General features: G+C 45.2%; 18 protein-coding genes and 1 pseudogene. 4 read left to right on the top strand and 15 right to left on the bottom strand.

Translation table 11 applies throughout. From position 1 onward, the window contains the following. Positions 1 to 57: 57 nt before the first annotated feature. Positions 58 to 1977 carry a molecular chaperone DnaK gene (dnaK, locus tag K9M52_RS00980; RefSeq protein ID WP_224070203.1) on the bottom strand — a complete coding sequence of 640 codons (1920 nt, stop codon included), beginning with the start codon at positions 1975 to 1977 and terminating at the stop codon, positions 58 to 60. Positions 1978 to 2283: 306 nt separating this feature from the next. Between dnaK and K9M52_RS00975 the strand changes: the two genes are divergently transcribed. Together K9M52_RS00975 and K9M52_RS00970 are read left to right on the top strand one after the other, a co-directional pair. Then, positions 2284 to 5091 (top strand): outer membrane beta-barrel family protein, encoded by a 2808-nt coding sequence (locus K9M52_RS00975; RefSeq protein ID WP_224070202.1) that lies wholly within the window; start codon positions 2284 to 2286, stop codon positions 5089 to 5091. 41 nt (positions 5092 to 5132) lie between these two features. Further along, on the top strand, positions 5133 to 5924 hold the full coding sequence (locus K9M52_RS00970) for a GLPGLI family protein (protein WP_224070201.1): 792 nt from the start codon (positions 5133 to 5135) through the stop codon (positions 5922 to 5924). Positions 5925 to 6112: 188 nt separating this feature from the next. On the opposite strand, the gene K9M52_RS00965 is transcribed toward K9M52_RS00970, so the two are convergent. The 8 genes from K9M52_RS00965 to K9M52_RS00930 form a co-directional block, all read right to left on the bottom strand. Next, positions 6113 to 7399 (bottom strand): glucose-1-phosphate adenylyltransferase, encoded by a 1287-nt coding sequence (locus tag K9M52_RS00965; RefSeq protein WP_224070200.1) that lies wholly within the window; start codon positions 7397 to 7399, stop codon positions 6113 to 6115. Between the two features lie 27 nt (positions 7400 to 7426). After that, a complete protein-coding gene (locus tag K9M52_RS00960; RefSeq protein ID WP_224070199.1) occupies positions 7427 to 8848 on the bottom strand; it encodes a glycogen synthase in 1422 nt (473 codons plus the stop codon). Between the two features lie 255 nt (positions 8849 to 9103). Next, positions 9104 to 10234 carry a lipid-A-disaccharide synthase gene (gene lpxB, locus K9M52_RS00955; protein ID WP_224070198.1) on the bottom strand — a complete coding sequence of 377 codons (1131 nt, stop codon included), beginning with the start codon at positions 10232 to 10234 and terminating at the stop codon, positions 9104 to 9106. A gap of 24 nt (positions 10235 to 10258) precedes the next feature. After that, positions 10259 to 11116, bottom strand: coding sequence for an SAM hydrolase/SAM-dependent halogenase family protein (locus K9M52_RS00950; protein ID WP_224070197.1), 858 nt, complete (start codon positions 11114 to 11116; stop codon positions 10259 to 10261). Positions 11117 to 11135: 19 nt separating this feature from the next. Beyond that, positions 11136 to 11942 carry an SDR family oxidoreductase gene (locus tag K9M52_RS00945; protein WP_224070196.1) on the bottom strand — a complete coding sequence of 269 codons (807 nt, stop codon included), beginning with the start codon at positions 11940 to 11942 and terminating at the stop codon, positions 11136 to 11138. Between the two features lie 316 nt (positions 11943 to 12258). Beyond that, on the bottom strand, positions 12259 to 13038 hold the full coding sequence (locus K9M52_RS00940; RefSeq protein ID WP_224070195.1) for an ABC transporter ATP-binding protein: 780 nt from the start codon (positions 13036 to 13038) through the stop codon (positions 12259 to 12261). Positions 13039 to 13111: 73 nt separating this feature from the next. Further along, a complete protein-coding gene (gene lysA / locus K9M52_RS00935) occupies positions 13112 to 14320 on the bottom strand; it encodes a diaminopimelate decarboxylase (RefSeq protein WP_224070194.1) in 1209 nt (402 codons plus the stop codon). Between the two features lie 293 nt (positions 14321 to 14613). After that, entirely contained in the window at positions 14614 to 15207 is a 594-nt protein-coding gene (locus K9M52_RS00930; RefSeq protein WP_224070193.1) for a porin family protein, read from the bottom strand. Between the two features lie 235 nt (positions 15208 to 15442). Here K9M52_RS00930 and K9M52_RS00925 point away from each other — a divergent pair, with 235 nt between their 5' ends. Next, entirely contained in the window at positions 15443 to 15955 is a 513-nt protein-coding gene (locus K9M52_RS00925; RefSeq protein WP_224070192.1) for a GNAT family N-acetyltransferase, read from the top strand. 10 nt (positions 15956 to 15965) lie between these two features. On the opposite strand, the gene pepE is transcribed toward K9M52_RS00925, so the two are convergent. The 6 genes from pepE to dtd form a co-directional block, all read right to left on the bottom strand. Then, a complete protein-coding gene (gene pepE / locus K9M52_RS00920; RefSeq protein WP_224070191.1) occupies positions 15966 to 16706 on the bottom strand; it encodes a dipeptidase PepE in 741 nt (246 codons plus the stop codon). A 114-nt stretch (positions 16707 to 16820) separates the two neighbouring features. Continuing rightward, the gene (locus tag K9M52_RS00915; RefSeq protein ID WP_224070190.1) at positions 16821 to 17336 is read right to left on the bottom strand and encodes a DUF4878 domain-containing protein; all 516 of its coding nucleotides are present in this window, start codon (positions 17334 to 17336) and stop codon (positions 16821 to 16823) included. Between the two features lie 33 nt (positions 17337 to 17369). Beyond that, positions 17370 to 18383 (bottom strand): PhoH family protein, encoded by a 1014-nt coding sequence (locus K9M52_RS00910; RefSeq protein WP_224070189.1) that lies wholly within the window; start codon positions 18381 to 18383, stop codon positions 17370 to 17372. A 342-nt stretch (positions 18384 to 18725) separates the two neighbouring features. After that, positions 18726 to 19673: a YihY/virulence factor BrkB family protein gene (locus K9M52_RS00905; RefSeq protein WP_224070188.1), complete on the bottom strand. Its 948-nt coding sequence runs from the start codon at positions 19671 to 19673 to the stop codon at positions 18726 to 18728. 4 nt (positions 19674 to 19677) lie between these two features. Beyond that, a complete protein-coding gene (locus K9M52_RS00900; RefSeq protein WP_224070187.1) occupies positions 19678 to 20064 on the bottom strand; it encodes a nucleotide pyrophosphohydrolase in 387 nt (128 codons plus the stop codon). Positions 20065 to 20163: 99 nt separating this feature from the next. Then, positions 20164 to 20616 (bottom strand): D-aminoacyl-tRNA deacylase, encoded by a 453-nt coding sequence (gene dtd / locus K9M52_RS00895; protein WP_224070186.1) that lies wholly within the window; start codon positions 20614 to 20616, stop codon positions 20164 to 20166. 97 nt (positions 20617 to 20713) lie between these two features. On the opposite strand from dtd, the pseudogene arfB reads away from it, so the two are divergent. Further along, positions 20714 to 21109, top strand: a pseudogene (gene arfB, locus K9M52_RS00890) (alternative ribosome rescue aminoacyl-tRNA hydrolase ArfB); the annotation flags it as partial. Positions 21110 to 21190 lie beyond the last annotated feature (81 nt).

Here is a 21190-nt window from a genome sequence, read left to right as displayed (position 1 = left end):
GTTGATTCCAGGCGGCGTTTTTTTAATCCTACATCTATATCGATGATTTGCTTTCGTTTATTTTACTTCCTCAAACTCGGCATCAGTGACATCATCACCGCCGCCAGTCTGTTGACCGGCACCGCTGTCGCTGTCAGCTGCACCCGCCTCGGCGCCGGGCGCTGCACCCGCTTCCTGCTGTGATTTATAGATGTCTTCACTGGCTGCTGTCCAGGCGGTATTCATCGCTTCCATTGCTGTATTGATCGCAGCAATGTCCTGAGACTTGTGCGCTTCTTTCAGACTGTTGAGTGCGGTTTCGATCGGTGCTTTCTTTTCTGCAGGGATCTTATCACCAAACTCCTTAAGTTGCTTTTCTGTCTGGAAGATCAGGCTGTCCGCCTTGTTAATCGTTTCTATTTTTTCACGTTCTGCCTTATCGGATGCCTCGTTAGCTTTCGCCTCATTTTTCATTTTCTCGATCTCTTCCTTACTAAGACCACTACCGGCTTCAATACGGATCTTTTGTTCCTTACCGGTGCCTTTGTCTTTTGCACTCACATGCAGGATACCATTCGCATCAATATCGAAGGTAACTTCAATCTGCGGCACGCCTCTTGGAGCGGGTGGGATACCATCCAGGTTAAATACTCCCAGGCTCTTATTATCTTTAGCCAAAGAGCGTTCTCCCTGAAGGACATGAATCTGTACGCCCGGCTGGTTATCGCTGGCAGTAGAGAAGGTCTCCGTCTTTTTAGAAGGAATCGTTGTATTGGCCGGAATCATGGGCGTCATGACACTACCCATGGTTTCAATACCCAATGTAAGCGGTGTAACGTCTAACAACAGTACGTCTTTAACTTCACCGGTTAATACCGCCCCCTGAATAGCCGCACCTACAGCCACAACTTCATCGGGGTTTACACCTTTGTTTGGTTTCCTGCCGAAGAATTTTTCAACAATTTCCTGCACTTTAGGGATACGGGTAGAACCACCTACCAGAATAACTTCGTCAATGTCAGAAGCGCTATAACCTGCGTCTTTTAAGGCAGCCTCACAAGGTTTCAGACATCTTTCAAATAAACTGTCACTTAACTGTTCAAATTTTGCGCGCGTAAGTTTCTTCACCAGGTGTTTAGGCACACCATCCACTGCCGTGATATAAGGCAGATTGATTTCTGTTTCTGAAGAAGAAGACAATTCCACTTTTGCTTTTTCAGCAGCTTCTTTCAGACGTTGTAATGCCATTGGGTCTTTACGCAGATCAATTGCTTCCTCGTTTTTGAATTCATCGGCCAGCCAGTCCATGATGACTTTATCAAAGTCATCACCACCCAGGTGGGTATCACCATTGGTCGATTTTACTTCAAATACGCCATCACCCAGATCCAGAATAGAGATATCAAAAGTACCACCACCCAGGTCAAATACAGCGATTTTATGTTCTTTACCACCTTTATCCAGACCATAGGCCAGCGCAGCGGCGGTAGGTTCGTTTACAATACGGCGCACATTTAAACCGGCGATCTCACCGGCTTCTTTGGTGGCCTGACGTTGTGCGTCATTAAAATAGGCAGGAACGGTAATCACGGCTTCCGTGACTTCCTGGCCTAAATAATCTTCTGCGGTCTTTTTCATTTTCTGCAGGATCATCGCAGAAATTTCCTGTGGCGTATACTGACGGTTATCAATATCTACTCTTACCGTATTGTTATCGCCTTTTACCACTTTATAGCTAAAGTGAGAAATTTCATTGGTCACTTCATCGTATTTACGTCCCATGAAGCGCTTCACACTCATGATCGTATTCTGCGGATTGGTAATCGCCTGGCGTTTGGCCGGATCCCCCACCTTACGTTCACCGTTTTTCAAAAATGCAACAACAGAAGGTGTCGTACGACGGCCTTCTTCATTGGCAATTACTACAGGCTCATTACCTTCCATGACGGCAACGCAGCTGTTGGTTGTTCCAAGGTCAATCCCTATTATTTTACCCATATTATATGATTTTTATTTTTTATTTATTTGTGTTTCTGTAATTAACTTTCAATCACCATGCCACCGGTATTTATATGCAAAAATGGCAGAATTTCAGTGCAGAAACCGGCTACTATGACCTAAATATCTAATATGACAGTCGGGCTGTCAGCATTTTTCGATTGCATTTTATCCAGTTATATGACCATTCATACTGATTGTGAAGCGTTTTGACTGAACTTAACATTTTATTTGTCTACTAAAAACATATATTTGTAACTAAGTATTTAGTTTGTTGAATCTTTCCTTAAACACTAAAATTTGTACATGAGAAAAAAACTTCTGCTCATCTTGACAGGGTGGCTGCTGTTAGCGCATGCATTTGCCCAAACGCCCGCCAACTTATCAGGTAAGGTGATAGACACTTCCACCCACTTAGGCATGAAAAACGCCTCGATATTATTGCTGCATGCGAAGGACTCGATAATGGATCAGTTTACCAGATCCGATAAGGACGGAGGATTTACGCTGAAAAATGTGGACACCGGTAAATATGTTTTATTGATTTGCTACCCGGAATATGCCGATTATGTGGAACAATTACACATTACACCGGACAACAAAACCACACTAGGATCCATTACACTGGTTGAAAAAGCGCATTTACTGGAAACAGTGATCGTTAAACAACAGATCGCTGCCATCCGTTTTAAAGGGGATACCACGGAATTTAATGCAGACAGCTTCAGAACACAGCCCAATGCCAGTGTAGAAGATCTGCTTAAAAAACTGCCCGGCATACAAGTAGATAAGGATGGTAAGATAACGGCACAAGGACAGACAGTTGAAAAAGTGCTGGTAGACGGAGAGGAGTTCTTTGGTGATGATCCCACACTGGTTACCAAGAACCTGAGGGCAGATATGGTGGACAAAGTACAGCTCTTTGATAAAACCAGTGATCAGGCGGCACTCACCGGTATCGATGATGGAGAGAAGCAAAAGACGATCAATATCAAACTCAAGGAAGATAAAAAGAACGGCTATTTTGGCAAACTCTCTGCCGGCGTCGGTACGGATCAGTTCTATAATACCCAGGGGATGTTTAACTATTTTAAAGGCAAACGGAAATTTGCCGCCTATGGCACATTTGCCAATACCGGACATATGGGCCTGGGATTTGAAGATCAGATGAAATATGGCGTTACCGGTAATAATGTACAAATCATGGACGGCGGCGGTATTATGATCTCCGGTAGCGGAGATGATGCCTTGTCCTCCTTTAATGGAAGTTATAACGGGCATGGTATTCCGGTGGTCAATTCCGGAGGAATCCATTTTGATTCAAAATGGAATGAGGATAAAGACTTTCTGAACCTCAACTATAAGATCGGCGGCATGTCTGTCAAAGGCAGCAATTCCACCGATTTACAGAGCAATCTGCCGAATGGCGTACTCTACACGCATACGGATGATCATTTTAAAAAGAGCCTGTTCAGACAAAAACTGGACGCCGCCTTTGAAGTGAAGCTGGATTCGATGGCCACACTGAAGATCAATGCAGGTGGCAGCCTCTCCGACAATTCGACCTATGATCAGTACAGTACGGCCAGTGACCGGGGCCTTGACAAAGATACCGTCGTTAACAGGGGCGGGCGCACCATTGACAATGACGGCCATGATAAAGCCTTTACTTTTAACGCTTTCTGGGCGCAGAAGTTCCATAAAAAAGGCAGGGCGCTGACAGTAAATCTGAGCGAGTATAATAAAAACAGTGATATTTCGGGTTATCTGTATTCCAAGTATGATTATTATGAAGACAATGAGATGACCAATTCGGAAGTTACCGACCAGTTTAAGACCAGCACAAGCAAGACCAACAATCTGGATGTCAAGGCAACCTATACTGAACCGTTCAGTAGCAAGTCTTCTATGGTATTCAACTATGGCATCACCAGTGCCAAGTCCAATTCCGATCTCAAGAGTTTTAATAAAGGCGAGGAAGGATATACCGAACTGGATGACACGTATAGCAATCATTATCTGTTTGACCAGTTCGCGCACACCGGCGGGGCAGCCTACAGCTATAAGGATAAAAAGGTCCAGTTTAACGCAGGTACCAATGTCTCGGCCGTCAGATATACACAGACGAACGAATATACTGGTGATGCGCTTAAAAGAAATTTTGTCAACTGGAATCCTTCGGCCCGCCTCACCTATAATTTCTCTTCCACCAATAAGGTGAGCGCCAGCTACTATGGCAGTACCACTCAACCGACTGTAACGCAGCTGCAACCCGTACAAAATAATTCAGACAATCAGAACATTTATATAGGAAATCCGGATCTTAAACCTTCTTTCCGGAACTCTTTTAATGCCAGTTTCTGGAACTCCAAGGTTTTAAACCAACGATACTTTGGTTTCTATGGTGGGTATTCGATGATCAGTAATCCTATCGTAACTAATGTAACCACTGATCTTGACTCGGGAAAAAGTGTTTATCAATATGTGAACCTGGATCAGAATACCGCTAATTATTATGGTAACTTCTTTTACAGCCGTAAACTGAAATTCTGGGATATGGGCCTGGGAATGGATATGGGAATTAATGGCAATAAGTATGTCAACTTTACAAACAAAGAGATGAATGTGACCCATGCCAATAACTATTCTCTGGGGCTCCGCCTTTCGAAATACAAGGAAAAGGTACTGGATTGTTCTCTTGTTTTCAGAACCGGCTATAACAGTAATAAATCCACATTGCAAAGCCAGATTGATAATAATTACTGGTCCTATTCACTGCATCCCGATCTGGACTTTTTTCTGCCGGCAAAGTTTCAGATACATACCGATCTGGATTATAGCTATCAACAACCGACTTCCAGTTTTGATGCCCGTAAGCAGACGATCTGGAACGCCTGGATCGGCAAGAAGTTTCTGAAGAAGGAAAATCTGCTGTTGAAAATCTCCGTCAATGACCTGCTCGATCAGAATAAAGGTTTTGACAGAAACGCCTATAATAACAATATCTCCCAGACGTATTATACCACCATTCACCGGTATTTTATGCTGTCATTAACCTGGGATTTTAATAAGATGGGCGGTGCGAAGAAAGAAAGTGCAACGGGTGTTAAATAACGCGTGTGCAGTTTGATCTACATAATGATAAAGCAAATAAAATGAAAAAAATAATTCAATATAGCTTAATGGCCATCGGACTGCTGGTTTTTACAACGGCCAGCAGTCAGAATGCCCTGTTCCTGAACCAGGGGAATATTACCTTTCAGAAAACCACTAATGTACTGGCCATCCTGAAGGAAAATATGGGCGATGATAATGTCTGGGGTGCCAAAATGGTGGAAGCGTATGAGAAAAGCAGCAACCCTCACAGCGCTGTATTAACGTTTAACCTGGCTTTTAATGGTAACAAAACCCTTTATACTCCTGTAGAAACCGACGCGGCAAAAATACCCATGATGGAGTTTCTGCTGTCTGCCGCCGGTAATAATACGGTCTATACTGATCTGGACAGTGCTAAATCCAGTTCCCTGAAAAATATCTTTGACGAGAGCTTTCTGGTCAATGACAGCCTGCGGAAGATCCGCTGGAAGATTACCGATGAGACCAGGATGATTGCCGGGTTTCAGTGTAGAAGGGCGAATGCGATTGTGATGGATTCCATTTATGTGGTCGCTTTCTACACGGATATGATCCCGACCAGCGGTGGCCCGGAGTCTTTCACCGGGCTCCCCGGTATGATACTGGGACTGGCATTGCCTCATAAGCACATGACCTGGTTTGCCAGTAAAGTTTCTGCCAGCCCCCCGGTGGACCCCGCCACACTGGTACCCCCTAAAGGGAAGCGAAAGACAGAGACAATTTCACGAAAAGCCTTGTATGAACGGTTGAATAAAAGATTGAAGGACTGGGGTAAAAACGGAGCATTGATTATGCAGAATTCTTTATTGTGATCACTGTAGATAATAAAAAGGGAGCTGACCCAACCGGGCCGCAACCGGCCTGCTTATAAGAGAAGAAAACGTCAGACTGAAGTCAAAGCAAAAGGCGTAAGCGCGACAAAGCCCTCTGTAATAGTACAGAGGGCTTTGTCGCGCATGGTTTTATATGGCTACAGCTGCATTCCTGTCAGAGATGGGCATTATTTCAATACGAAGTTATCAGAAATATAGCTGCCCTTTTTAATGACCACAATACCGTCTTTAACGGTATATAATTCATGGTCCTGATCGGGCAGGTCCGGGCCGCCGATGATCGTGACATTATTGCCGATATGGACATTTTTATCTACAATGGCGTTTTCTATATGACAGTTTTCGCCGATACCTGTAGGCGGCAAGCCACTTTCTTTCTGAGCCGTAATCTGCGCCAGGGTGTCATAATAGTCATTACCCATGATATAGCAGGATTTTAGCTCTGATCCGAAGCCAATTCTGGAGCGGATCCCGACAACACACTGTTCGATACTTTTACAAAGAATGATACTGCCTTCTGCGATCACAGAAGATTTTACGCACCCGGAGTTGAGTTTTGCAGCGGGTAGCATACGCGGACGCGTATAGATGGCCATTGCTGAGTCATACAGGTTGATTGAGGGGATATCTTGTGTCAGGTCCAGATTTGCCTCAAAAAAGGAATGAATATTACCGATATCAGTCCAATAACCTTCATATTGATAGCTTCTGACCCGGTAGTTGCCAATGGCCGCAGGAATAATCTCTTTTCCAAAATCCTTGGCGGTAGGGTGTACATTCAGCAGCAGCCTGCCGATAATGCTCTTGTTAAATATATAAATCCCCATGGAGGCCATATAGTCCCTTCCCTGAGCATGCATTGCTTCACCGGTATCGCTTACCCAGTCTGGCAAAAGATCAGCTGACGGCTTCTCGATAAAGGAAGTGATAGCACCGTCTGGGTCGGTTTTCATAATGCCGAATCCGCCACTGTCCCGGGCATTGACAGGAATGGTTGCGATAGAAATCTCTGCATGGTTTTCTATATGCTTTTCTATCATATCCTTGAAGTCAATCTGATAAAGCTGGTCACCGCTAAGAACCAGAATATACTCATAATCCTGGTTTTGGAGATGACGCAGGGACTGACGGACGGCGTCTGCTGTCCCCTGGAACCATTCCGAGCTCTCTGGTGTCTGTTCTGCGGCCAGGATGTCCACAAAGCCTTTACTAAAAGCACTGAAGTGATACGTGTTTTTAATATGTTTATTCAGCGAGGCGGAATTAAACTGTGTCAACACGAACATTTTGTAGATCCCGGAATTCATACAGTTGCTGATGGGAATATCCACCAAACGGTATTTGCCGGCGATGGGGACCGCAGGTTTCGATCTGGTGGCGGTCAGGGGATACAGCCTGGAACCGGCGCCCCCGCCCAGAATGACGGCAACGACTTTATCAGAATCAAAGCTCATATTGGTTATATTTAGGGTGTTATAGAATTATTTTTTTGTATGCAGGGTGTTATATAGATTTATATAGGCGGAAACGGTCTTTTCCCAGCTGTGATCGATTTGCATCATTTTTTTTCGAAGCGCCTCCATTTTTTTAGGCTGTTGGTAAAGGTCAAGCGCTCTGTTCAGTGTCATCAGGATATCGCTCACACTGGCCTGATCAAAGCAAAGACCATTGCCGTTATCGCCGATATCCGTAATGGTATCCTTAAGACCACCCACCCGGCGTACCAGAGGGACGGTGCCGTATCGAAGGGCGTACATCTGGTTTAGCCCGCAGGGTTCCACCCGGCTGGGCATCAAAAGAAAGTCGGCGCCGGCATATAATTGATGGCTGAGTTTTTCACTATAGCCCTTATAAAAATCATAGCTGTTGGGAAAATAACCTTTCAATCCCTGCAGGCCCGCCTCTACTTCCGGTTCTCCACTCCCCAGTACCAGGACATTCACTTTCCCATCCTGCTCTCTAAGGAAAGCAGCCAGGCTGTCCGGTAAAAGGTCGGCTGCTTTTTCACCGACGAGCCTGCCGATAAAAGTGAATAGCGGCCTGTCAGGGCTTAACCCAAAATTAGCCGCTACGGCTTTTTTGTTGTCCTGTTTGCCAGTGGTGACTGATTTTAAATTATAATGGCTGTCGATTAATATATCTGTTTCTGGATTCCAGAGTTCGGCGTCGATCCCGTTAAGGATGCCGCTGCATTTACCTTTCTCATATTCGAATAAGGCTTCCAGTCCATTGGATTGATAACGGAGTTCTATCAGATAGCTGGGGCTGACGGTGGTGACTGCCCAGGCGTTTTTTATGGCACTGGCCAGCGGATTAATCGTTTTATTCCATTCCAGCAGGCCGGACTTCCACTCATCATAGGCCGGTAGCCAGTTGCTGTGACTCCAGTCCAGCCACCCCTGATATTCGGCATTATGTACGGTAAGGACAGTCGGCACTTTTTCCAGTTTACGGAATCCATAGCCATATTTAAAGAAAAAAGGCAGTAGCCCTGTATGATAATCATGACAGTGTACAATATCCGGTGGCGTCTGCCAGCTCTGTAGCCAGGTGGCTACTGCTGTCTGAAAGGCGATGAACCGTTGCGGATCATCTTCATATCCATAAACTTTCGGGCGATCCAGCAGGCCATTGATATCGACTTGATACAGGTCAAAACCGAGGACTTCAGTTTTTTCTCTGATCACGGTGAAGTTAAAACTGTAGTCACCGAGCGAAGCCTGCCCTTTATGAACCACATCCCACTCGTACTTATCCAGAAAGCTGGTCTTATACATCGGCATGACGAGCATGGCCGCATGTCCCTGCTTTTTCTGATATTTAGGTAAGGCCCCCGCCACATCTCCAAGTCCACCGACTTTAGCGACCGGATAGCATTCAGCCGACACATGCAATATATTCATACAGTTCTTCCTCTTCCTATTCTAAATATAATAAAAACTTCTCAGCCTAAATATACGAGATTATACGAGATATTCATCAATAAAATGCAGTGAAAAAGAATTAAATAATTATTGCCTTGACAAGGCTGTCAGGCCTGTTAGAACCGTTGCAGAACAGCCGGCAGATCCATGCAGGCGAAAAGCGAATGGCGCTATCCCTTCTGTCAGAGACGGTAATTATTAGGTATGATCTGTCTCAGCCGTTTTCTGAAAAAATCAGGCAATAAATTGCACAATAGCCCGGGCGGCATTAACGGAGGCATTACCTCCGGCTGACAGTATTTCTTTGAGTTCGCGATAATCCTTTTGCAGGCGGGTAATGACATTCTGGTCTTCTAAAATGCTGGTGAGTGCCGATTTTAGCTGGAGCTCATTGAGATCATCCTGAATGAGCTCACGTACGACCATGCGGTCCATAATCAAATTGACCAGGGAAATATATTTAACCTTGATGAGCCTTTTGGCAATCTGATAGCTGATAGGATTACCTTTATAACAGACAACTTCCGGAACCCCGAATAAGGCTGTTTCCAACGTGGCAGTACCGCTGGTTACCAGCGCGGCTGCTGAACGCATGAGCAGCGCATAGGTTTTGCCGGTAACGGCCTTTACATTAGGGTAGGGTGCCAGAAACGGTGCATAGAAGGCGTCTTCCAGCGAAGGTGCCTGCGCGACCACAAACTGAAAATCGGGAAAGTACTTAGCCATAGCCAGCATAACGGGTAGCTTTTTCCGTACTTCTTGTTTTCGGCTACCAGGTAATACCGCAATGATTTTTTTGCCGGCTAATTCCCCGGTCAGTGATGCAGGCAGCGGATGGCTGGCTTTATTGGCCTGGAAGGCCTGAATGGCCCCGACCAGCGGGTGCCCTACATATTCCACGGCCCAGTCAAACTTATCTGCAAAATATCCCTGTTCGAAAGGAAGGATCACCAGCATCTTATCTATGGTCTTTTTCATGGACGGCACCCGGCTTTCCTTCCATGCCCAGACCTGGGGAGAAATATAATAAACTACTTTGAAGCCGGCTTTTTTTGCCCATTTAGCGATTCTCAGGTTAAAGCCCGGATAATCGATGAGAATCAAAACATCCGGCTTAAACAAGGTGATATCATTTTTGCAGAAGGACAGATTTTTGAATATGGTGCTTAGATGGGTAACCACTTCAACAAAACCCATAAAGGCCAGATCACGGTAATGCTTAACCAATGAGGCACCCGTGGCGGCCATTTTATCTCCACCCCAGGCGCGGATATCTGCCGCCGGGTCCAGCTGCTGCAGGCCACGGATCAGATTACTGCCGTGCAGATCTCCACTGGCTTCTCCTGCTATGATATAATACTTCAAGGTAAGTGGGGGTTTAAGGTGTCATTATGTGAAAAAGATCCGGATCGTCTGATAAAACCAGTTCCGTTTATGGCCGCCAGCTGAATTATTAAGGATATGCTGCACGGCCTGGTTCTCTTCCTTAAATCCCTGGAGACCAAACAGACCCGCCATGTTGCCGCCTCTGATAGACAGCTCCAGCAATCCCGCTGAATTAAAACTGGCCAGGCATTCATCTTTGCTGGCACTGCTATAATTTTCGGAGATCTTATTGATTTGATTACTGGCATAATTACGTCCGAAGGTGATGGCGAAAGACCGGTTCTTTCTACAGGCCTCGAATTCCTCCTGATTGATATTGACCACCACGTTCTCAAACTTATCGATGAAGATGATCTGACCATCGATCCAGTTATCCCCGAATGTGGGCCGGATGGGGTAGCGTTCTATGAACTCGGTAAATTTCTGGCCGATCTGAATCGGATAGCGGCCTTTTGCAAGTTGCGCCGCAGCCTTGGCATAAGCCTCTAGCATCACCATAGCCGAGAGGGGGGCGGTCTCATGCAGGGGGACTTTAAACACCTCGGCGGGCACCTGGTGTGTGATCATGGTCAGGATGCCGTTATCCGGGCAAATAATATAGTGACCCGCAAACCGGGCAATCAGAAAATGCCGGTGCGTATACTCGAAAAGACTGGTAACAATTATATGAATAGTATCTTCCGGATAATAACGGAAAGCGTTATTACAGATATAGGCTGCCTCTGCAAAATTCGTAGAAGACAGCTGATGGGTAATATCAACGATACTGCCAGAGACACCCTGGGAGAGCAGCTGCCCCTTGAAAGCGCCGATAATAAAGTCTCCGGTTCCGATATCTGTCGATAAGGTTATAATAGCCATTTGCTCAGGGTCTCTCTGCTTATTTGATCAGGTTACCGTCCTTAAAATAAAATTTATGAATCAATTTATCCGCCAGGGAGGGAAGTAAACGATTCAGCCAGACGGCCTCCTTCCCTTGATTGGTTAAGATAAGTGTTCTTCTTCTGCCTTCGATGGCTTTAAAAATATGTGCTGCACATTCGGAGGAAGACATCATCTTTTCTTCCTTCATCAGCGATTCTGCCTCTGGTTTGGCATCTTTGTTCAGCGCTACTTTCCGGATATTGGAGGCGGTAAAGCCCGGACAGGCCGTCAGCACATGAACGCCACTGTCGGCGAGTTCCGTGCGCAGGGATTCCAGCCATCCATTCAGCGCAAATTTAGAGGCAGAATAACCCGAGCGCCCGGGGAGCCCCCTAAAGCCTGCAATGGAGGAAATGCCTGCCACGCTGCCTTTATTTTCGATAATAAAGGGTAAGGCAAATTTAGTGCAGTATACGGCGCCCCAAAAATTGATATCCATCAGTTTTCTCAGAGTCTCGAGCTCCGTTTCTTCAAACAGCGCCCGCATAGAGATACCTGCATTGTTAATGAGAATATCAATAGTGCCGTAAACTTTGATCACTTTTTGAATAAACTGATTACACTCGTTTTCCTTGCTCACATCCGCTGCATGTGTGAGTAGCGGCTTATTCGGATACTGTGTCTGCAACTGATAGAGTTTATCGAAATTACGCCCACAGGTAGCCACTTTGGCGCCATCTTCCAGAAAAGCATGTACCAATGCTTTACCGATTCCTTCGGAACCGCCGGTAATGACAACCACTTTATTTTTAAATGAAGCCATAGTTCAGGGATTAAGAACCACAAAAATAAAAACATATACAGAGAGCACACGTTTTGAAGGTAAATAATTTATGCCAGACCGGGAAATTATCGGGCTTTTTCAAAAATCAGACGCTTCGGTGAACTAAAATAGTAAATAAGCGCCTCTGATTTCAGTGGCCGGCAAGTCGCTGCAGCCGGTAAACTACTTAAAACAGGAGGGAGGCAGCAGATGAGGATATTTTGGCATGACCCAGCGCACAACGATTAAAAAAAGCTCCGGCGTAATAATATTATTAACATTCGGAGCTTTTTTGTTATGGAAAGCCTATGGGAGCTTACTTTTGTTGGATGCCTTGCTCTTCCATACGCATCTGTTTGACATCTTGCAGGAACTCTGAAGCAAAGATAAAGTTATTGAGTTTTTCATCTTTGGAGTAAATAATCTCTTTATTAGAGCCTTCCCATTGTTTAATTCCCTGATACATGTAGACAATATGATCCCCAATCTCCATAACACTGTTCATGTCGTGGGTAATAACAATAGTAGTCATATTAAACTCCACGGTGATCTCCTTAATCAGTTTATCGATCAGTAGAGATGTTTGCGGATCCAGGCCGGAATTAGGTTCATCACAGAACAGGTATTTCGGGTTAAGCACAATAGCTCTGGCGATACCCACTCTTTTTTTCATCCCACCACTGATCTCAGCGGGATACTTCTTATGCGCATCCTCAAGCTTCACCCTGGCCAGGACTTCGTCTGCTCTTTTTTGTTTTTCTGCCTGGGTAAGTTTGGAGAACATATCCAGCGGGAACATGATATTTTGCTCCACTGTCATGGAGTCAAAAAGAGCTGAGCCCTGGAACAGCATTCCGATTTGCTGGCGCAGTTCCTTACGATCCCTTTTGTCCATGGAAACAATATCTTTTCCTTCGTACAGAATCTCACCTTCCTCCGGTGTAAACAGCCCGACAATGCATTTGGTCAGCACCGTCTTGCCGCTGCCGCTGGAACCGATAATCAGATTACATTTGCCGGCTTCCAGATTCATGGAGACGCCTTTGATGATCGTCTTATCGCCAAAGCTCTTCTTTACGTTTTTTAGTTCAATCATAATATCGCATTACAGTGATCTAAAGATAGTTCTCCGGACCCGTAATCATCCCGGTTGCAGTTGCAAATTACCGTTAAATTACAGCAATCTGTCCTCTTAGCAGATCTTCATATTCATCCCTTTTGCGGATAAGATGTGCCTTTCCGTCGAGTACCAGTACTTCCGCGGGTCTTAATCTGGAATTGAAGTTACTGCTCATTTCGAAACCATAGGCACCTGCATTATAAAAACAAAGCAGATCGCCTTCATATGTTTCGGTGATCTTCCGGTCCCAGGCAAATGTATCGGTTTCACAGATATTGCCTACCACAGTATAGATACGCTCATCACCTTCCGGACGACTGATGTTTTCCACCCGGTGATAGGCCTCATAGAACATGGGGCGTATCAGGTGATTAAATCCGGAATCTACACCGATAAAGACCGTGGCCGTGGTTTGCTTGAGAAGGTTCGCCCGTACGACAAAATAACCGGCCTCACTCACCAGAAATTTACCCGGCTCAAACCAGATCTGGTGTTTTTTGCCCATTTCCTTGTCATATTTAGCGAAAGCTTCGCCCACTTTCTGCCCCAACAGCTCTATATCGGTCGGCTCTTCACCCTCCTTATAAGGTACTTTAAAGCCGCTACCGAGATCTAAAAACTCAACCTGTGGAAAATGCCGGGCAATATCCAGCATCACATCCAGTCCGTTCAAGAAGATATTAATATCCTTGATCTCACTACCGGTGTGCAGGTGTAACCCAACGACGTGTAATCCGGTAGAAGAAACGATACGCTCGATATGGCGCATCTGATGGATGGAGATACCGAATTTACTATCTACATGCCCGGTTGAGATTTTATAATTTCCACCGGCCATAATATGCGGGTTCAACCGGATACTGATCGGATAGGAATGGCCGTATTTATTGCCGAAACGCTCCAGAAAAGAAATGTTATCTATGTTGATATTGACCCCCAGATTCTTACCTTCTTCCAGTTCAGAGAAAGCGACACTGTTGGGGGTAAACATAATCTGTTTAGGTTTAAAACCAGCCGCCAGCCCCAGCTTCACTTCGTTGATGCTGACACAATCCAGGTTCGTACCCAGATTCTTCATGAACTTCAGGATATTAATGTTGGTCAGCGCCTTACAGGCATAGAAAAAACGGGTATTGGTTCCTTTAAAGGCGGCCTGCAGCCGGTTAAACTGACCGGCTATCTGCGCTGCATTATAAATGTAGAGCGGTGTGCCGAACTGCCGGGCGATGCCCAGCAACTCCTCATGAGAAAGTGCCATTCAGACAATTGGTTTTAAATGATGAACGATTTTTGTTATAGATTAATAAATAATGCACGAATGTAAGAAACCTCTGGGTTCTATTTAAGGTTTTAGGATAAATCTTTACTGAATCAGCAACAAGGCATCGATAGCTGTAAACCTAATCATTGTTTGTTTACGGCCTAAAAAAACTTCGCGTTGCTATCTTTTGCCAGGTAGCTTTGTTATCGGCAGTGACAGCAAACAAAAAAACGGAGCCGATTGCGTATAAAACTTTGGGCTCCGCTTTTTTGTTTTTAAATGATACCGATTTAAAAAATGACGTAGCCTATACCGAGCTGTATCTGCTGATTTTTCCATTTCGACTGATCTGTTACATCACTGACGTCTCTGGCGTCAGACAGGCCGATATTATAGCGGCCATATACCTTCAGGCTGCCCAGATTTACCTGCGCGCCAAGTGCAATGGCGAAGTCTCCGCTTTTGAAAGCCTCTTTGCCATTTTCAACCAGGCTATTGTCTTTGTTCATTAAAATGCCGAATTGCGGACCTGCCTGTATAGTCAGGATTTGGGCTGGCTTGAAGTTCAGCAAAACGGGGATGCTCAGATAGTTCAGGTGGCCTTTACTTCCTTGTTTCAATACATCGCCCGCATCTACACTCTCCTTCACCTGTGTCTTCGTCTGGTTAAAGAGGACTTCCGGCTGGATACCGAATTTCTCGCCCAGTCCGATTTCTGCAAAAAAACCGGCATGAATGCCAAAATTATAGCCATCTTTGAAAGATTGGCCGTCAATCTTACCCAGTGTCGCACCGGCTTTGACACCAAGGTCCAGCGTTTGCGCCCCTACTCCGGTGGCCAGTAACAGCAGACCTGCTGCCAGAAATAATGTGATCTTCTTCATAAATTTTGTTTTTTTGAACGATCTGCCCCTCAGCGCAGATCTAAAAATAAATACACTATTCAGATACTTGTAATTTGAGACAAAAGTAAGACAATACGATTTAATTTACGTGAAAGAATCGGCAAAACTACTTATGCGTTAGGTGACTGCACACGGGAAATCGTTTTTAAAATAAACAGCGTTTTTGGAACATTTATCGGAACTTTGTCGATGTAAATAAAATTGTTGAAATCCTATGGATGCAACTTATTACATACGTGAAACAACGAAGGAAGACCTGCCGGCCATCCTGGAAATCATGAATGAGGCTATTTGTAATACAACCGCTATTTATGATGAGGAACCCAGAAGCTTAGACTATGTACACCACTGGCTGGAAATGCAGAAAGAGGAGGGGATGCCGGTTTTTAGTTGCCTCCATAATAATTATACGGTAGGGTATGCCACTTACGGAAGGTTCAGGCCGAAATATGGCTACCGGTTTACGGTCGAACATTCGGTGTATGTAGACGAATTTCACAGAGGGGAAGGCGTAGGCCAACTGTTACTTACTGCGTTGATTGAACGGGCCTGCGCGGACGGACTGCATCGGATGATTGCCGGTATCGATGCTGATAATTCCGGTAGCATCCGTTTTCATGAAAAAAACGGATTTGTCAACGTCGGGCATTTAAAGGAAGTCGGCTATAAGTTCGGCCGCTTCTTAGATCTGGTTTTCTTGCAACTGGATCTGCCGGTGGGCAAGTGAAGCGGTCAGCTTATTTTTGGAAATTGAGCAGACTGCCGGGCTCAAGATCATACGGAAGTTTATCCTTTTCAAAAATTGTTGCAGGGGCAGCGCCTGCCAGCATCACTTCTGTACCGTTTACCTGTATCCAGCTACCCTCCGGCAGCCCTACGACCGGCATACTGTTTTGTGTCAGAAATTCTGCGATCCTGGTTTCCCTGGTTTCTCCCATATGATGCGCTGCCATCCTTCCGGATATAAAGTGCGGATTGATATTGAATGGGACAAGACCCATTGTTTCAAAAGAAGGAGGATAGACGATGGGCATATCATTAGTGGTACCCATGGTCAGGCCACCTATATTGGCCCCTGCACTTGTTCCCAGATAAGGCGTGCCGCCCAGGACACTGGCTTTGATCGCACTGATCAAACCCAACTCATGTAACTGCTTCACCAGCAAAAACGTATTACCGCCCCCTGTAAAGATCGCCTCTGCCTCATGAATGGCTGTCAGCGGATCAGCGGCGGCCGCCAGATTGTCGACTTCAATAGAAAGGGTCCGGAAAAAAACGGCTGCGCTGGCGGTATACTCTTGATGTGATATGCCACCTGGCCTGGCGAAAGGCACAAACAGTAAACGTCTGATCCCGGCAAAATGTTTTTCCAATGTGGGTTTCAGGTATTGCAGGTAAGTTTGCCCCGAGAGCGTAGAAGTGCTGCCCAGGATAATCCTTGGGATAGAAGTCGGCGTCGTAACTGGTGTATTTGACATGGGATAAAATTAACAGATATTCATCAATAAAACCGTCCCGTTAATGTAAGATACATCTTTCATTAACGGGACGGTCATTGTTTTTCTGCGTTGTGTATGTTGAACGCAGTCGGGTTATTTACTTAAAGAATCCTGCATAGGAGCGCCGGCAGCAGTATCTGCGGCAGCACCCATGTCTCCAGCACCCTGGCCCTGCATAGCAGCGCCATAGCTTTCCATTACTTTTTTGATAGTGGCTTCCATATCGATCTTCCACTCACCACCTATTTTTTTCAGTACATAGGTATCTGTTGACTCTTTACGGCCCATAATTTCTTTTTTCAGGGTCGTTTTAACGTCAACAGTCGCTGTAGTGTCATTTTCGATCTTTTCGTTGGAAGCGGTGATTACTGCCTCATCCAAAATAGCTTTCAAAGAATCCGGGGTCGGATTGGCTTTTGTCATCTCTGCGCCTTGGTCCAGCATCGGTTGATCTTTTGCTGTCACCAGAGCCTTCCCTTTGGTAAAATCATTATGCAGCATAGCGCTGGCAAAGTCTTTTGCCACATCAGAAGGAGAGGTGGTTGATTTACAAGAATACACAGTCGCCGCCAACATAAAAAGGGCACCCAGCCAGATAGATTTTTTCATTACAATTTAGATTTTCTTTTGAACCTGCAAAGATTATGCATTTTTTTCTTTTGTAGCGTTTTTATGGTTGAAAAAATGCTGTTCGCCCGATTCTACTTCATCTGCATGGTTATAGGCTTTAATAATCTGTTTGACCAGGCGGTGTCTCACCACATCCTCTTCATTGAGCTCAATATGGGCAATTCCGTCAATTTTACGCAAGATAGAGACGGCCTTCCAGAGTCCACTGCGTTGATTCTTAGGGAGATCTATCTGTGTGGGGTCTCCTGTGATGATCGCCTTTGCATTGGCACCTATACGCGTTAAAAACATCTTAAGCTGCAAATCATTGGCGTTTTGGGACTCATCCAGGATAATAAAGGCATTATCCAGGGTTCTGCCCCTCATATAGGCCAAAGGTGCAATTTCGATTGTTCTGTTACTCATATAATAGCCGAGCTTGTCTGCCGGTATCATATCATCCAGTGCGTCATACAGGGGCCTCAGATAGGGATCAATCTTCTCCTTGAGGTCACCTGGCAGAAATCCCAGGCTTTCACCGGCTTCTACCGCTGGACGTGTCAAAATGATCTTTTTAACAATTTTGTTTTTGAGTGCCCTGACTGCAATCGCGACTGCAGTATATGTTTTACCGGTACCGGCAGGCCCGATAGCAAATACAATATCGTTGGCATCGGCTGCCTTGACCATCATTTTCTGGTTGGTGGTACGCGCCCGGATGGTCTTGCCATTGGGGCCGAATACCAGAACGTCATTGGGGTGCTTTTCCAGGAAATGGTCTACTTTTCCTTCATCAACACTGCCCAGTATCTCTTCAAAATAATTATCGCTTAAATCGCCGCTGCGTTCCATATATTTGAGAATCAGGTCGATTTTTTCTTTGGCTTCTTCTACATACTCCGCTGCACCGCTGAGTTTGATTTGCGTGCCCCGGGAGAGGATTTTTAAAAGGGGGAATCTTTTTTTAAGAAGATTTAATTTGGCATTGTTAACCCCAAAGAACTCGATGGGGTTCAATGTGTCGAGGTGGATAATGGTGTCTGTCAAAATAAATAAAATTAAAGGTTAAAAAGTTGTTTGTTGGTTCGGTTCAGTAACGCTGACTGCGTTTCATCCTACACAATTAAACAATAAACATAAACAAAATGCGATGGTTGTTTTTCCTCCTTTACTTGCAATGTACGAAAGCCATGCCAGGATTCTCCTTGTAAGTTATTCACAGATGTGTCAAAATTCTTTTCAAAAAAAATCTTAAAATGGCTGACAACCTGCCAGTATTGCTGTTATAACTGCATGACAGGTATTGTTGGATAATCGGTGGATTGTCTTGACCAGATGCTCAGGTTGGGCGCAGTGGATGATATTCATTGATGTCGGACTGACAGATGCCTATTCCGATACTTTTTGTTGATCCGCAGAACCGCTGTTCATCGGCTGATCAGCTTTTTGTTCTACCGTCTGAATCCAGACCGCATAGTCATTTGGATAAATGCTCCTGCCTTTGATCCGGGCATTAGCTCTGGTATAAGCGGCCCCAAAGTAAAGAATGATGGCCGAATAATAAACCCAGGAAAGGATGATGATCACGGAGCCTGCTGCACCAAAAGTGTTGCCAATACTGCTATGTTGCAGATAATAGCCGATCAGAAACTTACCTACCATAAAGAGTAAGGCCGTTGTAAAAGCCCCATTCCAAACGTCTCGCCATTTGACTTTCGCATCGGGCAACACCTTAAAGATGATCGCAAACAGGCTCATAATCGTCAAAAAGGTCAGGGCGATATTAATGGCATAGGAGGTAAAGACTTCCGTCTGTGGAAATAGATCAGTAAAGCGGGTCATAATTGCCGCAATGATGGCGTTGACAAGCAGGGATACCAGTAAAATAAATCCGAGACTGATCACAATGGAAAAGCTCAGCAGCCTATTGAGCAACAACTTTAACCAGCCTTTTCTGGGTTTGGCTTTTACCCGCCAGATCACATTAATGGAGTCCTGAATTTCAGTAAAGATACCGGTCGCAGAAACGACCAGCGCAACAACACCTACAATCTGCATGATTGGGCCGCTGTTTTGAGACAGCACATTCTGGATCATTTGATGTACCTGTCCGGCTGCACCCGGACCTAATAATTGATTGAGCTGATCAAAGACATATCCGGCTGGTTTCTTGCGTACAAAAAATGAGGACAGTGACAGCACTATAATGATCATAGGTGCCAGTCCGAAGATGGTGTAATAGGCCAGGGCAGCACTCATCCGCATGATATTGATCTCCGAAAAGTCGCTGATGGTTTGCTTAAGTGCTTTCCATATGTGTTTGATCCTTTTAATCATGATGCTACTGTTTAGGCTGAGACAGGGCAGGATTGTTTTTGTGGCGATCTATATCACGTCTGGTTTTTTTGTCAAAGTTTTTCTCCAGGGCTTCCGTCAGGTCGACGCCTGTTTGATTGGCCAGACAGAGCAACACCCATAGTACATCGGCCATCTCATCAGACAGCGCTTCTTTTGTATTAAGATGGGCCTCTTTTGCTTTAAAAGACTGCTGCCCGAAACGGCGAACCATGAGCCTGGAAAGCTCTCCGACTTCTTCCATCAATATACCCAGGTTGGTCAGCTCATCGAAATAACGGACACCTACTGTTTGAATCCAGTGGTCTACCTGTTTTTGTGCTTCTTTGAGGCTTAAGTTTTTTGGCGTTGGCTCTTGGTTGGACGCTTGCATAGACGATAATTGGATTTACTTTAATTTGTTATTTAATATTGAACGGGGGTTCCTGTCAAAAATAGATTAATTTTTAATGGTCCCATTTGGAGGGCAGGATTATTTTCGATCCTTCGAATCCATCCAAATCGTCACCGGCCCATCATTGATAAGGGCTACCTGCATGTCAGCCCCAAAGCTACCTGTTGCAATTTCTTTGCCTAATTTGTCTTGAAGTTTCCGAATCATTTGCTCATATAGCGGAATGGCCACTTCAGGGCGGGCGGCTCTTATGTATGAGGGCCGGTTCCCTTTTTTGATATTGGCGTGCAGGGTAAACTGGCTGACCAGCATGATATCGCCGCCGGTTTCCAGTAAACTTTTGTTCATAACACCATGCTCGTCATTAAATAGGCGCATCTGTACTACTTTGCCGGCCAGCCATTCAATATCTTCAGGCCCATCCTCTGCTTCTATACCCAATAATAGTAACAGGCCACTGTCTATTTCCGACAACAGCCGGTTTTCGATAGTGATACTGGCCTTTTTGACTCTTTGTAGAAGGATACGCATAATCTTTTTAATTTTGTGTCTGCAGGAGGCTTTTACGGTTATGGAGCGGTATTTGCCTTACGCAGTAATTTTAATAAGAATTATGGCAAACATAGATATATCTGCTGAAATTACCTTTAAAACAGCCCGCAGCGGCGGTAAGGGAGGGCAGAATGTTAACAAGGTAGAGACAATGGTGGAAGGCCGGTGGCCGGTCGGGCAGTCCGCTCTTGTAACGGACAGACAAAAAAATATACTGATGGCTGCACTTGCCGGCAGGATAACAGCTGACGGCATTTTACTGGTCAAATCTCAGTCTGAACGGACGCAACTCGGCAATAAGGAGGCCGTTGTTTTTAAAATGAACCAACTGGTCAGGCGGGCATTGATGCCCAGAAAAGCCCGGATTGCCACCAAACCGACCGCTGCATCTAAAAAAGCAAGACTGGACAGTAAAAAACAACAGTCCATGAAAAAAAAGTCACGCTCGTCCACCGATTGGCGCGCAGAGTAGCCGGTTATGGAAAACAAAGACAGAATTTTCAGCGACTTATGCTGCCAGTTAGGTGAACTTACCTACATTTGTTACATTGAA

The organism is Arachidicoccus terrestris (assembly GCF_020042345.1).
GTDB lineage: Bacteria > Bacteroidota > Bacteroidia > Chitinophagales > Chitinophagaceae > Arachidicoccus > Arachidicoccus terrestris.
This window is presented reverse-complemented; position numbering and strand designations above follow the sequence as displayed.